The organism is Xanthomonas campestris pv. badrii (assembly GCF_012848175.1).
Lineage (GTDB): Bacteria > Pseudomonadota > Gammaproteobacteria > Xanthomonadales > Xanthomonadaceae > Xanthomonas > Xanthomonas campestris_C.
Genome location: NZ_CP051651.1, coordinates 3971383 through 3984611 on the forward strand (window position 1 = coordinate 3971383; position 13229 = coordinate 3984611).

Sequence of the window (13229 nt, forward strand, 5' to 3'; positions counted from 1 at the left end):
CGACCTACCTCAGGACATCCATGAAATCCACTCTCGTTGCTGCTTCGTTGCTGGCCATGCTGGCCCTTACCGCCTGCTATCGTCCCGGTGGCGACACCTCGCGCACCGCACCGGCGGTATCGCCGGAACCGACCGCCGCGCCAGTCAGTGGCAGTGGCGCGACCGAACTGGCAAAGGGCGACGGCGGGGCGCTGGGCGTGCTGGCTGCGATCGACGAAAACGAGATTGCCCTGGCCAAGCAGGCTGTCGGGCAGGATCTGGGCGGCGCCACTGCCCAGTTCGCCGAACAGATGCTGCACGACCATGAATCCAACCTCGAAAAGACCAAGGCGCTGGGTGCCAAGGACAGCCCGCGTGCCGAGGCGATGCGTGCCAAGGGCAAGGCTGCAGTGGACGCCCTGTCCAAGACGCTGACCCTGCCCGACGGCAAGGATGCCTACCGTAACGCCTTCATGCGCACCATGGTCAGCGACCATGGCGACACCATCAAGATCCTCGATGCGGAGCTTCTGCCCGCCGCCGAGAGCGCGCCGGTCAAGCAGCACCTGGAAGAGACCCGCCGTGTGGTGTCGGCCCACTTCGAACGCGCCCACGCCGTGTCGTCGTCGCGCTAAGCGCCGCACCCAGGCAGTCTGCAGCGCGCCGGCCAGTCCGGCGCGTTTGCGTTTCGGTACACCGATGTGCCCGGCGATGCGCACCGGCACGGCCCTGCATCGACCAGGGCCCAGTGCAGCGTAGGCCTGTCGGCCACGCAGCTTCACTCCGCTGCGGCCGGCGCTAGCCTATGGTGCCCGTTCGACCCGGCCCAGGAGCCTCCCATGCGTTTGCTCATCACCGGCGGCACCGGCTTCATCGGCCAGGCCCTGTGCCCGGCGTTGCTGCATGCCGGCCACCAGGTCAGTGTGCTGACCCGCGATCCGCGCCGTGCCGGCCGCGTCCTGCCCGGCGTCGCCGCGGTGGAGACGCTGGACGTGGTGCAGGCCGAGGCGGTCATCAACCTGGCGGGCGAACCGCTGGCCGCCGGGCGCTGGACCGCCTCACGCAAGCAGCGCTTCGGCGACTCGCGGCTTGGCATCACCCGCCAGCTGCACGACTGGATCGCACGGCAATCGCCCGAGCAGCGTCCCTCGGTCCTCATCTCGGGCTCGGCGGTGGGCTATTACGGCGAACGTGGCGACACCGCACTGACCGAGACCGATAGTGCCGGCGATGACTTTTCAGCGCTGCTGTGCCGCGACTGGGAAGCCGAAGCCACTCGTATCGGCGCGCTCGGTCCCCGGGTGAGCGTGGTACGTACCGGCATCGTGCTGGACCGCGATGGCGGCGCACTGGCGCGCATGCTGCCGGCATTTCGTTTCGGCGGTGGCGGGCCGTTCGGCGATGGCAGGCACTGGATGAGCTGGATCCACCGCGCCGACATGGTCGCGCTGCTGGTCTGGTTGCTGCAGCACGGGCAGTCTGGCGCCTACAACGCCACCGCACCCGAGCCGGTCACCAATGCACAGTTCGCCCGCACGCTGGCCACGGTACTGCATCGCCCGGCACTGCTGGCGCTGCCGGCCGGGCTGCTGCGGCTGGGTTTTGGCGAAATGGCAGAGCTGCTGCTGGTCAGCCAGCGGGTGCTGCCGCAGCGCGCGCTCGATGCCGGGTTCGGCTTCCAGTACACGCAGCTGGACGCTGCCCTGCGCGCCATCCTGAAACGCTGAGCCGCTGGCACCAGGGCGTGCGCTGTGCACTCGATAGTTGCCTGACGACCATCTCCGACAACCGCGCGGATCTCGGACTCCCAGTGCCCGGCGGAATCTCTATGCATCTGCTCCTGGTCGAAGACGCCACCATGCTGGCCAACGCCATCTGCGCGGGTGTACGCCAGCAACGCTGGAGCATCGACCACGTCGACACTGCCAGCGCAGCCAAGACCGCGCCGGTGGATCACCGCTACACCGCGGTACTGCTGCACATCGGCCTGGCCGGCGAATGCTCGAATCCTGCTTTTCTCCCTTCTGTTGTCGATGCTTTCCACCGCTGTTTCGTTACGTCTATGCCTCTTTGTTTGGGGATTGGGGATTGGGGATTGGGGATTGGGGATTGGGGATTGCAGATTGCAGATTGCAGATTGCAGATTGCAGATCAGGCTACCCGGAGGCCGCCTCCCTTCTCCCGCCGGGACATTGCCCTGCTTTATGGGGGAGAAGGTGCCCCGCAGGGGCGGATGCGGGGGCGCCCTGCGCACTGCGTCATCGGCACAACGGCAAGCTCCGCGCGTTGCCCTCCCTTCAACGCTTGCCGCGGAAAGAAATTCGCTGGTAGTGAAGTAACGGCTTTACCCGAGCAACGCGCTCTACGGAAATGTCAGTCCGCCACATGGTCACCCACCACCCTCGCCCATAAAAAAGCCGGCGCTGTACGAACAGCGCCGGCTTTTTTGGAGATGCCGCCTGCGACACGCCCGATGGCGCGACGCCTCAGCGCGTGACGCGCTTGGCGGCTTTCTTGCCCACGGCCTTGCGGGCGGCGGTGGTCTTGGCCACTGCACGCGTGGCCGGGGCCTTGGTCACCTTGGCCGCCTTCTTCAAGGCCGTCTTGGTCGCCGTCTTCTTCAGCGGTGCTTTCTTGACCGCAGCCTGCCTGGTGGCAGTCTGCTTGGCTGCCGGCGCCTTCTTGGCCAGGCTCTTGGCCGCCGACTTTTTCGCCGCTGCGGATGTGGCAGCCGCCTTCTTGGCCGCCGTGCGCGCACCCACCGTCGCCACGGCAGTCTTGCGCGCAGCTTTCTTGGCTGCGGTCTTGGCCGTCAGTGCAGCGGCTTCGGCCTTGGCGTTGGCCTTGGCGGTCTCCAGCTTCTGCCTGGTAGCGGCCTTGGTGGTGGCAATCTTCTTCTTGGCCGCGGCACTGGTGCTGCTCAGCTTCTGCTTGGCGGCGTTCTTGGTCGAGACAAGCTTCTGCTTGGCTGCATCCTTGGTGGCCACCAGCTTGTCCTTGGCAGCGTCCTTGGTCGCGCTCAACGAGCGCTTGGTGCTGACCACGCGGCGCTTGACGGCGCCGGCCGCTTCGCCGGCCTTCTCGGCCACGCGCTGCTCGGCCGTGACCACCGCCTTGCGTGCCTTGGCGACCCGCGTCTTGACCTCTTCCACCGCGGTACCGGCCGCGTCCTGCGCACTGCTGACCGCATCGCTGGTGGTGCTGACGAGGGTGTCGGTCAGTTTGGTTGCGCTGCTCTTTACGCTCTCGACGGCATCGGACAGGGTTGCCGTCACACCATTGCCATTGCTCATAGACCCTCCTTAAGGGCATCAATGCGGGACACGCGGGCGATGCGCGCGAGCATGCACATGCTGAACAGGCATCGGATGAAGCGGACGCTACGCCGGGCCACACGGACTGTCAACGCGAGGGCAACCGGCGATGCAGAGTGCTTTCACCAGCAGTTAAATTGCCGGCTGGCACTCTCGTTCAGCTTGATTTACGCAGTCACACGCCCTATTCCTTTCCCACCGCGTAACCCGGAATCCGTTCCATGCGACCGCTTCCCACCTTGCTGACGCTTTCCCTGGCCGCCGCGTTTGGCGGCTTCGCTGCGACCGGCATCAATGCCTGGCTGGACAACCGCGCCGAGGCCACGCCAGCCGGCACTGTGCCCTTTAGCCTGCCGACGTCCGCCGCCTTGCCCGCGGCGGTCGCCGGCCAGCCGGTGCCCTCGCTGGCGCCGATGCTGCAACAGGCGATGCCGGCGGTGGTCAGCGTCAACACCAAGCAGGTGGTGCGGGTCCGCAACCCGTTCTTCGACGATCCCATCCTGCGCCGACTGTTCCCGCAGATACCGCAGGACCGCATCAACGAGTCGCTGGGGTCGGGGGTGATCATCGATGCGCAGAAGGGCTACGTGCTGACCAACCACCACGTGATCGAAAACGCCGACGACGTGCAGGTGACGCTGGGCGACGGCCGTACCGTCAAGGCCGACTTCATCGGCTCCGATGCCGACACCGATATCGCGTTGATCCGCATCAAGGCCGACAAGCTCACCGACATCAAGCTGGCCGACAGCAATGCGCTGCGCGTGGGCGATTTTGTGGTGGCGATCGGCAACCCGTTCGGGTTCACCCAGACCGTCACCTCCGGCATCGTGTCGGCCGTTGGGCGTAGCGGGATTCGCGGGCTGGGCTACCAGAACTTCATCCAGACCGACGCTTCGATCAATCCGGGCAATTCCGGCGGTGCGCTGGTGAATCTGCAGGGCCAGCTGGTGGGCATCAATACCGCCAGCTTCAATCCGCAGGGCAGCATGGCCGGCAATATCGGGCTGGGCCTGGCGATTCCCTCCAACCTGGCGCGTAACGTGGTCGAGCAATTGGTGACCAAGGGCGTGGTGGTGCGTGGCACCCTGGGCCTGGAAACCCAGAACCTCACCCAGGACATGGTGCGTGGGCTGGGCGTGGATTCGCTGCGTGGCGCGCTGGTAACGCGCGTGTTGCCGGGCTCGGCCGCTGCCGCTGCCGGCGTGCAGCCAGGCGATGTGGTGGTGGGCGCCAACGACCAGCGCGTGGACAGCGCCGAAGCCTTGCACAATTACGAAGGTCTGCAGGCGGTGGGCAGTGCGGTGACGCTGGATATCCGTCGCGACGGCAAGCCGCTCAAGCTCAAGACCACCTTGAAGGAACAGGATCGCGCAGTGACCGGCGACATGCTGGACCCGCGCCTGAGCGGGGCCACCTTCGTGGACCTGCCCGAATCGCTGCGGCAGTCCGGCATCACCGGGGTGATGGTCAGCGAGGTCAAACGCGGTGGACGCGCCGCAGCCAACGGCCTGGTCTCTGGCGATGTCATCGTGGCCAGCAGCGTGGGCGAGTTCGCCGACCTCGCCAGCTGGCGTGCCAATTTCCAGCGCAAGCCACAGCAGCTGGTGGTGCGCATTTTGCGTGGCAACGCGCAATACGACGCGCTCATGCGTTGACGCGATGTGCATTCCACCCCGCCTCCACTAACGCCTCCTACACCCCCCCGGTGCTATTGCTACCGCACGACCGCACGTGAGTGGCGGCTGCCCTCAATGACCGAAGGAGATATCGCATGAGCCCCACCAATACCGAACAGCTGAAGGACAACCTGAGCGAAGCCGGCACCCACCTCAAGTCGGCCGCCAACGCTGCAGGCGAAGCCGTCAAGGGTGCGACCAGTGCGGCGGGCGATGAGCTCAAGCTCGGTCGTGCCAACGTCAAGGCCGAACTCTCCGACTCCGCACTGGCCGGCATGGCCGCTGCCGAATTCGGCGGTGCAGCCGCCAAGGAACAGATGGATGTGCTGGTTGCCAAGGGCAACGACCTGCTCGACAGCGCCACCGATCTGATCCGCGAGCGCCCGCTGGCTGCCTTCGGCGTGGCCTTCGCCGCTGGCTGGGTCATCGCCAAGCTGGCACGCGGCAACGACAACTAAGTCGTGAGCGATCAGGCCTCTACAGCGGGCGATTCCGGCGCGCCACACGCGCGCCCTGACACACCGGGACTGGATGAAAGCGTGCGTGCGGTCGGTGCTGCCGGTCGCGCCACGCTGGGCTCGGCCAAGGACACCAGCCGCGCATTGCGTCGGCTGGTGTCGGCGGATCTACAGCTGGCACGCAGCGCGTTTGGGCGTGGCCTGGCCTGGGCCTGCGTTGCCGTGGTCTTCGGTGCCTCGTCCTGGTTGTTGCTGGCCGGCGCCATCATTGCCCTGCTGCAGCGTGCCGGCCTGTCATGGTTCCAGGCGATGTTCTTCACCGCGTTGGCGAGTCTGCTGGTCACGGCCATCGCGGCATGGCGGGTGTTCTTCTACTTCGATCACACCGGCATGAATGCAACGCGCCGTCAGCTGGTCAAGCTGGGCATCTTCGATGACAGCAGCGACGACGAGCCTTCGACAGCACCTGCCAGTGGAGGACACCCATGAAGTTCGGTACCTTGCGTCAGCGCGTTGAACGCGCCGAATTCCTGGTGGAAGGCCGCGCGCAGGAAGCGCGCCTGCACTGGGGCACGTTGCGTACGGCTTGGCGTGCCGGCTGGTCGCCGGTGCGGATCGTACTGGTTGGCTTCGGGCTGGGCTTTGTCACCGGCCGTAACGAGCCACAGGCAGCATTGGGCAGCATCGCCAGCAAACTGGGCGGCATTCCCAAGATCCTGCAGATGATCAGCACGATCTCTGCGCTATTCACCGCGCACCGCGCCCAGGAAGCCTCCGAACAGGCCGAACGCGCCGCCGACAATGCCGAAGAAGTTGCTGCCGATCCGCCGGTGACGGTGGTGCAGGTTCCGGAGGACCAGGCAGCCTGACGCTGCGCTGGCATGTGTTTCGGCAGACCGTGCGGCCCGGCGTTCGGTTTTGGCCTGCCCTTGGATACGTAATTCAATCCGACACCGGCCTGGCCGTGCTACTGCGGCCGAGGCCGCCAGGTTTCCTTTCGTCTGGTGACATCACGCGCACAGGCTCTGTGCGCGCTGTTGACGCGTTGTGCCGATAATGGCCCACCGCTGGCAGCACGCCAGTCTGCTGCCAGGGCGCGCATGTCTGTCTCCGTCGAATCGCTGGATCCTGCCGCACCGGCAGAGTCGCTTCCGCCGCCTCCGGCACCGCGTCCGCGCGCGCCTGCCTCACTGGTCGTGCTGGCCACGCTGGCTGTGGGCTACACGCTGTGGGCGGCGCAGACCATCATCCTGCCGATCATGCTGGCAGCGTTCTTCGCGCTGATCGGCAACCCCATCCTGCGCGGACTGCGCAAGCTGTACGTTCCGCGGTTTCTCGGCGCGTTGATGGTGCTGTGCCTGGGCCTGGCGGGCACGGCCGCGCTGGCCGCGCAGCTGGCCGGTCCGGCGGCCGAATGGGTGCAGCAGGCGCCGCGACAGATGCGTCAGATTGCCCGTGACGTGCGCGATTTCACCAAGCCGGTGATGCAGGCCAACCAGGCCGCAGAAAATTTCGCACGCGCCGCCGGTGGCGAAGGCCAGCGCGGCGTGCAGATCGTGCGCACGCAGATGGACGACCCGTACAAAGCCCTGGTGCGCACGCCCAAGCTGGCTGCCTCGGTGCTTGCGGTGGTGCTGCTGACCTTCTTCTTCATGGTCTACGGCGAAAGCCTGCAACGGCATGCGATCGCCCTGTTGCCCAATCGGCAACAGCAACGCTTCACGACCGAGATCATGCTGGACATCGAGCGCGAGGTGTCGCGTTATGTGCTCACCATCAGCGTGATCAACACTCTGGTCGGTCTGATCTTTGCAGGCATCTTGTATGTCCTGCAGATCCCCTTGCCCGAGGCCCTGCTGTGGGGCACGGTGGTGGCGCTCCTGAATTTCGCGCCCTACGTCGGCCCACTGATCGGCGTGATGCTGATGCTGCTGATGGGCTTTGTGGAATTCCGCACCACGTTGTCTTCGCTGCTGCCGGCCATCCTGTACCTGGCGCTGCACACCATCGAAGGCCAGGTCGTCACCCCCATCGTGCTGGGCCGCCGCATGGCGATCTCGCCGCTGATGCTGATCCTGGCGCTGATGCTGTTCGGCTGGCTGTGGGGCATGGTCGGCCTGCTGCTGGCAGTGCCCCTGCTGGTCTGCATCAAGATGGTGCTGAGCCGGGTCGAGGGCATGCAGCGCTGGGCGCGGCTGCTTGAGTAGCCGGGAATCGGGATTTGGGAATCGGGAATCGGGAATCGCAAGAGCGGTGATGCTGCCCGCAGCTGCGCTGCTCTACCCATTCCCCACTCCCGATTCCCCATTCCCGCGCAACGGCCGTAAAATCGCGCGATGAGCTTTCTCGTCCGCGCCATCACCCTCGACCTCGACGATACGTTGTGGCCTTTCGCACCGATCGGTGCGCGCATCGACCAGGTGGTGTACGACTGGATGCGCGAGCACAGTCCGGTCACCGCCGAGCGCTTTCCGGTCGAGGCCATGCGCGCGCTGCGCGAGCGCAGCTTCGCCGACAACCCGCAGTTGCATCACGACCTGAGCGCGCTGCGCCGGTTGACGCTGGAAATGGCCTTGCGCGAAAGCGGCGGCGATCTGGCGCTGGTGGAGCCGGCCTACGAGGTGTTCTATGCCGCACGCAACCAGGTGGAGTGCTACCCGGATGCGCTCGATGCGCTGGCACGCATGGCCCGGCACGTGCCGGTCGCCGCGCTCAGCAACGGCAATGCCGACCTGCAGCGTATCGGGCTGATGCACCACTTCGCCTTCCAGCTGGGTTCGCGCGAACACGGCAGCGCCAAGCCGGAGGCCAGCATCTTCCTGGCCGCCTGCGCACGCCTGGAGGTACCGCCTGCACAGGTGCTGCATGTGGGCGACCACGAGCGCATGGATGTGCTCGGCGCGCTGGACGCCGGTCTGCGCGCGTGCTGGATCAACCGCGATGGCGCGCAGTGGTCGCACCCGACCCAGCAGCCGGACCTGGAATTCGACAGCCTCACCGGGCTGGCCGATTGGCTGGATGCCCAGCAACCGCACCCCGGCGCCGCGCGCGATGGCATCTGCCTTCCCGCCTGAGCCGCCCCCATCTGGCGCACGCCGCCATTGAAGGATGTCCATGTCGCACCTCACCGGTTTCACCGATCCCACCGCCGCCGCGCTGCCGCTGCACGTGCTCGACCGCGAAGGCTTCGCGCACTGGTGCGCCGGGCAGCCCACGCGGGTGCTGGCGTGGGCGCAGGCACAGCGTTTCGATGCTGCGCCTGGCAGCGTCCTGCTGTTGCCGGACGACCAGGGTCTGGCAGGGGCGGTCATCGGGATCGGCGACCGCGCCGATGCCTACGCCTATGCGCATGCGCCGATGGCGTTGCCGCCGGCCAGCCGCTGGACCATGGCGACCCCGCTGGATGACGCCGAGCAGGCGCTGCTGCACCTGGGCTGGGGGCTGGGCGCCTACCGCTTTGCGCGCTACCGCAACGTGCCGCGCGCACCGGCCGAACTGGCGGCCACGCCGTCCGCACCGACGCGCGCGCTGATCGAGGCCTGCATCCGCGTGCGCGACTGGGTCAACACGCCCACCGAAGACATGGGCCCGGAGCAGCTGGAAGCGGCCACCCGTGCAGTGGCGCAGGCCCACGGCGCGCAGGTGGAGGCGATCGTTGGCGATGCGCTGCTGGCGCAGAACTTCCCCACCATCCACGCCGTGGGCCGCGCCTCGCATCGCGCGCCGCGGCTGATCCAGCTGCAGTGGGGCGATGCCGCGCATCCGCACCTGGTGCTGGTCGGCAAGGGTGTGTGCTTCGACACCGGCGGGCTGGACCTCAAGCCCGCCGATGGCATGCGCAACATGAAAAAGGATATGGGCGGCGCCGCCCATGCGCTGGCGCTGGCCGGGCTGGTGATGGCGCAGCAATTGCCGGTTCGGCTCACCTTGCTGATTGCCGCAGTGGAAAACGCCGTAGGCCCGAATGCCTTTCGCCCCGGCGAGGTGCTCACCACCCGCGCCGGCGTCACCGTGGAAGTGGACAACACCGATGCCGAAGGCCGTCTGGTGCTGTGCGATGCACTGAGCTACGCCACCGAGCAAAAGCCCGATCTGATCCTGGATTTCGCCACGCTCACCGGCGCGGCGCGCATCGCGCTGGGCCCGGATCTGCCGGCGTTGTTCGCCAACGACGATGCGCTGGCGCAGGCCTGGATCAGCGCCGGCGAGCAAACCCGCGACCCGGTCTGGCGCATGCCGTTGTGGCGGCCGTACCTGCGCTATCTCAACAGCCATGTGGCCGACATGGCCAATGCCGGCTCGCGCATGGCCGGCGCGGTGACCGCGGCACTGTATCTGGAGCGCTTCGTGGCACCAGGCCAGCCATGGGCGCATCTGGACGTCTACGCCTGGAACGACAGCGACCGCCCGGGCCGCCCCGCCGGTGGCGAAGCGCTGGCGCTGCGCTCGGCGTTTGCGATGCTGCAGCAGCGCTACGGCGGCTGAGCGGTCCACGTTGGAAGCGATGCATCCGCTCGCCGTATCCGTCCGAGCAGACAAGTCGTTTGTCGCATACGGGTGGAATACGAACGACCGGCGCACCATGGTGACGCTCGTTCCAGTCGATGCAGTCCTGGGCAGAAAATCAATGCGCAAGGACCAGATTGGAGTGGCTAGCGTTCCCGAGTACACCATCGTGCTGCCGCAGCAAACCCCAGCCACGTAGGTACGGACATCCCTGGGATGCAGGGTATCCGGACATCCCCGGGCGCAGGTACGAGCCGATGCGCGCGCCCGGTTCCGGTGGAGACCAACATGACGGCGGCGGCTTCGGGTGTGGAGCGCAGGGGCAGCACTGCCTGCAGCTGGGCGTCGTCGGGCTCATGCATGGGCAGTGGCAGCGGCATCACGATATGGACGCGCCGGGAGGAAGATGATTCCCTGCCTGCCGCGAACGTCTCGCACCGCATGCACGGTCGTGGAATCGATGGGTCTACGCGCCGTCTCACTCCATCCATCCACTCGGAGCCAGCCATGACGTTGCCACCTCCCTCCCCCGGACACACGCGCCGCCCGGTGCTGCCGTTGCTGGGCATTGCTGCCATCGCCGGTGGAATCGCCATCGCCTTTGCCTGGACCGCCGGCTGGATCGGCGGCGACCGGCTCACCGCCGCGCGCATGACCGATACCATCGAATCCAGCGGCCCGCCGCATCCGGGCTTCCGGCGCGCGCATAGCAAGGGCGTGTGCGTGAGCGGGCAGTTCCAGTCCAGCGGCAAGGCGAGCTGGCTGTCGTCGGCGCGGGTCTTCGGCCAGACCAGCACGCCGGTGCTGGGACGCATGTCGATCGGCGGTGGCGACCCGCATGGCGCCGATGGACAGGCGCGCGTGCGCAGCATGGCGCTGCTGCTGCGCAGCGACGACGGGCAGGAGTGGCGCACGGCCATGAACAGCTTTCCGTTCTTCGTGGTGGCCACCCCGGCCGGTTTCCAGGCCTTGAACGTGGCCTCCAAACCCGACCCGGCCACCGGCAAACCGGATCCGGAAAAACTGGCCGCGTTCGGCAAGCAGTATCCGGAGGCCGCCAAGTTCCAGGAGTGGGCCAAGACCGCGCCCTGGTCCGATAGCTGGGCCAATACCCAGTACAACGGCGTCAACGCCTTCCGCGCAATTGCAGCCGACGGACGCGAGCGCTATATCCGCTGGTCGATGCGCCCGCATACGCCGTTCAAGGCATTGAGCGCCGAGCAACGCAAGCAGGCCGATGGCGATTTTCTCGCCACCGACCTGGATGCGCGGCTGGCGCAGGGGCCGTTGCGCTGGGACATGGTGCTGACCGTGGCCGAACCCGGCGATGCGGTGGATGATCCCTCGCAGCCGTGGCCGGAGAGCCGCAAGCAGATCGTGGCCGGCACGCTGACCCTGGATCACGCGCAACCGCAGGCCAGCGGGCCGTGCCGCGATCTGAACTACGATCCGCTGATCCTGCCCAAGGGCCTTGCCGCCTCCAACGACCCGATACTGGCCGCGCGCTCGTCGGTGTATTCGCAATCGTTCAACCGTCGCGAGCGCGAGATCGCCAGCGGCAAGGGCAGTGCCGCCACCGGCCAGGGAGCACATCAATGAGCCGTCCGACGCATTTCAATCTTCCCGCGCGCGTGCTGCATTGGCTGATGGCCGCGATGATCCTGACCATGCTGTTCGTCGGTGTCGGCATGGTCGCCTCGGTGACGCAACGGCCGTGGTTGATCGACCTGCATCGCCCGCTGGGTATCGCGATCCTGGTCCTGGCCGTGCTGCGCCTGATCAACCGCCTGCGCCATCGCCCGCCGGCACTGCCTGCGGAGTTGCCCACCTGGCAGAAGGCCGCGGCGATCGCCTCGCATTGGCTGTTGTATGCGTTGATGCTGGGCATGCCGCTGATCGGCTGGGCGATGCTGTCGGCCGGCGGCTACCCGATCGTACTGTGGCCAGGCGCCAACCTGCCGCCGATCGCCCCGCACGATCCGGCGCTGTATGCCTGGCTGCGCAGCGCGCATGGCTGGCTGGCGTATCTGCTGTTCGCCACCGTGCTGGGGCATCTGAGCGCGGCACTGTTCCATGCCTGGGTGCGCCGCGATGGCGTGTTTTCCAGCATGGCGCGTGGGGAGCGGTCGGCGCGTTGATGCGGTGGAGCTGGGCTGGGTGACGTGTTGTGCAGAGTGATTTCGCTGCGCGGATGTACCCTCCACCGCGCGCCCTTTTTCAATGGAAGAGGGGCTTGATTCCTCCTCCCCGTGAAAGGTACCGAAGTCCCGACGAGAGGAGCTCAGTCCCCTTCTCCCGCCGGGACATTGTCCTCCTTTATGGGGGAGAAGGTGCCCCGCAGGGGCGGATGAGGGTGCGGGCGAAGCCTCGCAATGCTCATTCCCAGGGGGCTTCGCCCCGTACCCTCACCCCAACCCGCTCCCGTGGAGAGAGGCATCGTTCCTCATCCTGCGCGAGAAAGTCTACTTAATGCTGGTGTTTTCATTTAATCGCTGATGCAGGCGCTTCGATACCCTTGCCGGTGGCGGCCCAGTAAATCCCGCCATACAAATGCTCCAGATAGCGCGGGTCGTTGTAGGCCTCGGCCTGGTGGCCCAACGCAGTGGCGAAGACGCGACCGCCCTCGAAATGGTGGTACCACGCCACTGGATGGTGCTTGCCCATGCCCTTGGCGACCTGCCCCGGCCAGATCAGCGTGGGGTCGTAGCTGGTTTCATCCACCGTGAGTAGCGTGACCAGATCGTCGCTGTAGGGCGGATCGTACTCGTACCACTCGTCGCTCCACACCCAGCGCTTGGGCAGGCCGGCAGTGGCCGGGAAGTTGGCGTCCACCACGTCGACCATCGCGGTCTGCAGGTAGGGATGGGTGCGGAACGAGCGGCCGATCAAATGGTCGTACCACTCCCAGTCGCCGCGCTTGATCGCAAATGCCTTGTGCACGGCAACCACGCCGCCGCCGTTTCGTACGTATTTTTGGAAGTTGGCGCGCTGGACCGGATCCAGGTCGGTGGCCGGCGTATTGAGCAGCACGATGGCCGCGTACTGCGAAAGATCGCCATCGAAGGCCTTGGCATTCCATGCCCATACCATCTCGACATAATGCTTGCGCGCCATCGCTTCGAACTGCGGCTTGGCGACGGGGATATAGTCGTGGTGATACTGGTTGGGAATGGCCGCCACCAGGATCTTGAATTGCTCGGCGGACGCATTGAATGCACAGGCCAGCAGCAGGCCCAACAGCCACAAATACTTCATGCGTTTGCTCGTCCACGTTACGATCGTTCTGCAGTGTA

The 13229-nt window shown here is 66.4% G+C and carries 14 protein-coding genes; 12 read left to right on the forward strand and 2 right to left on the reverse strand.

The features are described 5' to 3' along the window. Positions 1-20: 20 nt before the first annotated feature. The 3 genes from HG421_RS16860 to HG421_RS21545 all read left to right on the forward strand — a co-directional run bounded on the left by HG421_RS16860 (position 21) and on the right by HG421_RS21545 (position 2476). Positions 21-614, forward strand: a complete 594-nt coding sequence (locus tag HG421_RS16860; protein ID WP_169707359.1) for a DUF4142 domain-containing protein — start codon at positions 21-23, stop codon at positions 612-614. A gap of 204 nt (positions 615-818) precedes the next feature. After that, a complete protein-coding gene (locus HG421_RS16865) occupies positions 819-1706 on the forward strand; it encodes a TIGR01777 family oxidoreductase (protein WP_169707360.1) in 888 nt (295 codons plus the stop codon). Between the two features lie 101 nt (positions 1707-1807). After that, positions 1808-2476, forward strand: a complete 669-nt coding sequence (locus tag HG421_RS21545; protein ID WP_343204218.1) for a hypothetical protein — start codon at positions 1808-1810, stop codon at positions 2474-2476. Here HG421_RS21545 and HG421_RS16875 read toward each other — a convergent pair. After that, on the reverse strand, positions 2466-3272 hold the full coding sequence (locus tag HG421_RS16875; protein ID WP_169707361.1) for a histidine biosynthesis protein HisIE: 807 nt from the start codon (positions 3270-3272) through the stop codon (positions 2466-2468). The two genes, HG421_RS21545 and HG421_RS16875, sit on opposite strands and share 11 nt — an antisense overlap. A gap of 242 nt (positions 3273-3514) precedes the next feature. On the opposite strand from HG421_RS16875, the gene HG421_RS16880 reads away from it, so the two are divergent. The 9 genes from HG421_RS16880 (at position 3515) to HG421_RS16920 (ending at position 12074) form a co-directional block, all read left to right on the forward strand. Continuing rightward, positions 3515-4951, forward strand: a complete 1437-nt coding sequence (locus tag HG421_RS16880; RefSeq protein WP_169707362.1) for a Do family serine endopeptidase — start codon at positions 3515-3517, stop codon at positions 4949-4951. Positions 4952-5067: 116 nt separating this feature from the next. Continuing rightward, positions 5068-5430 (forward strand): hypothetical protein, encoded by a 363-nt coding sequence (locus HG421_RS16885; RefSeq protein ID WP_169707363.1) that lies wholly within the window; start codon positions 5068-5070, stop codon positions 5428-5430. Between the two features lie 3 nt (positions 5431-5433). Continuing rightward, positions 5434-5919, forward strand: a complete 486-nt coding sequence (locus HG421_RS16890) for a phage holin family protein (protein ID WP_169707364.1) — start codon at positions 5434-5436, stop codon at positions 5917-5919. Beyond that, complete coding sequence (locus tag HG421_RS16895; RefSeq protein ID WP_169707365.1) at positions 5916-6299, forward strand: hypothetical protein; 384 nt, start codon at positions 5916-5918, stop codon at positions 6297-6299. The genes HG421_RS16890 and HG421_RS16895 overlap by 4 nt, the downstream gene beginning before the upstream one ends. A gap of 231 nt (positions 6300-6530) precedes the next feature. Beyond that, positions 6531-7637, forward strand: a complete 1107-nt coding sequence (locus HG421_RS16900; RefSeq protein WP_169707366.1) for an AI-2E family transporter — start codon at positions 6531-6533, stop codon at positions 7635-7637. A gap of 129 nt (positions 7638-7766) precedes the next feature. Beyond that, a complete protein-coding gene (locus HG421_RS16905) occupies positions 7767-8504 on the forward strand; it encodes an HAD family hydrolase (protein WP_169707367.1) in 738 nt (245 codons plus the stop codon). 40 nt (positions 8505-8544) lie between these two features. Further along, on the forward strand, positions 8545-9915 hold the full coding sequence (locus HG421_RS16910; protein ID WP_169707368.1) for a leucyl aminopeptidase family protein: 1371 nt from the start codon (positions 8545-8547) through the stop codon (positions 9913-9915). A gap of 528 nt (positions 9916-10443) precedes the next feature. Next, positions 10444-11535 (forward strand): catalase family peroxidase, encoded by a 1092-nt coding sequence (locus tag HG421_RS16915; protein ID WP_169707369.1) that lies wholly within the window; start codon positions 10444-10446, stop codon positions 11533-11535. Next, the gene (locus HG421_RS16920) at positions 11532-12074 is read left to right on the forward strand and encodes a cytochrome b (RefSeq protein WP_169707370.1); all 543 of its coding nucleotides are present in this window, start codon (positions 11532-11534) and stop codon (positions 12072-12074) included. Before HG421_RS16915 ends, HG421_RS16920 begins: the two co-directional genes overlap by 4 nt. Before the next feature lie 343 nt (positions 12075-12417). Here HG421_RS16920 and HG421_RS16925 read toward each other — a convergent pair whose 3' ends face one another. Then, a complete protein-coding gene (locus HG421_RS16925) occupies positions 12418-13191 on the reverse strand; it encodes a ThuA domain-containing protein (RefSeq protein WP_169707371.1) in 774 nt (257 codons plus the stop codon). Positions 13192-13229: the final 38 nt, after the last annotated feature.

Excerpts from the sequence above, each read along its gene's own strand:
- HG421_RS16860 (WP_169707359.1), top strand. The coding sequence starts at position 21 with ATGAAATCCACTCTCGTTGCTGCTTCGTTGCTGGCCATGCTGGCCCTT.
- HG421_RS16865 (WP_169707360.1), top strand. The coding sequence starts at position 819 with ATGCGTTTGCTCATCACCGGCGGCACCGGCTTCATCGGCCAGGCCCTG.
- HG421_RS21545 (WP_343204218.1), top strand. The coding sequence starts at position 1,808 with ATGCATCTGCTCCTGGTCGAAGACGCCACCATGCTGGCCAACGCCATC.
- HG421_RS16875 (WP_169707361.1), bottom strand. The coding sequence starts at position 3,272 with ATGAGCAATGGCAATGGTGTGACGGCAACCCTGTCCGATGCCGTCGAG.
- HG421_RS16880 (WP_169707362.1), top strand. The coding sequence starts at position 3,515 with ATGCGACCGCTTCCCACCTTGCTGACGCTTTCCCTGGCCGCCGCGTTT.
- HG421_RS16885 (WP_169707363.1), top strand. The coding sequence starts at position 5,068 with ATGAGCCCCACCAATACCGAACAGCTGAAGGACAACCTGAGCGAAGCC.
- HG421_RS16895 (WP_169707365.1), top strand. The coding sequence starts at position 5,916 with ATGAAGTTCGGTACCTTGCGTCAGCGCGTTGAACGCGCCGAATTCCTG.
- HG421_RS16900 (WP_169707366.1), top strand. The coding sequence starts at position 6,531 with ATGTCTGTCTCCGTCGAATCGCTGGATCCTGCCGCACCGGCAGAGTCG.
- HG421_RS16905 (WP_169707367.1), top strand. The coding sequence starts at position 7,767 with ATGAGCTTTCTCGTCCGCGCCATCACCCTCGACCTCGACGATACGTTG.
- HG421_RS16910 (WP_169707368.1), top strand. The coding sequence starts at position 8,545 with ATGTCGCACCTCACCGGTTTCACCGATCCCACCGCCGCCGCGCTGCCG.
- HG421_RS16915 (WP_169707369.1), top strand. The coding sequence starts at position 10,444 with ATGACGTTGCCACCTCCCTCCCCCGGACACACGCGCCGCCCGGTGCTG.
- HG421_RS16920 (WP_169707370.1), top strand. The coding sequence starts at position 11,532 with ATGAGCCGTCCGACGCATTTCAATCTTCCCGCGCGCGTGCTGCATTGG.
- HG421_RS16925 (WP_169707371.1), bottom strand. The coding sequence starts at position 13,191 with ATGAAGTATTTGTGGCTGTTGGGCCTGCTGCTGGCCTGTGCATTCAAT.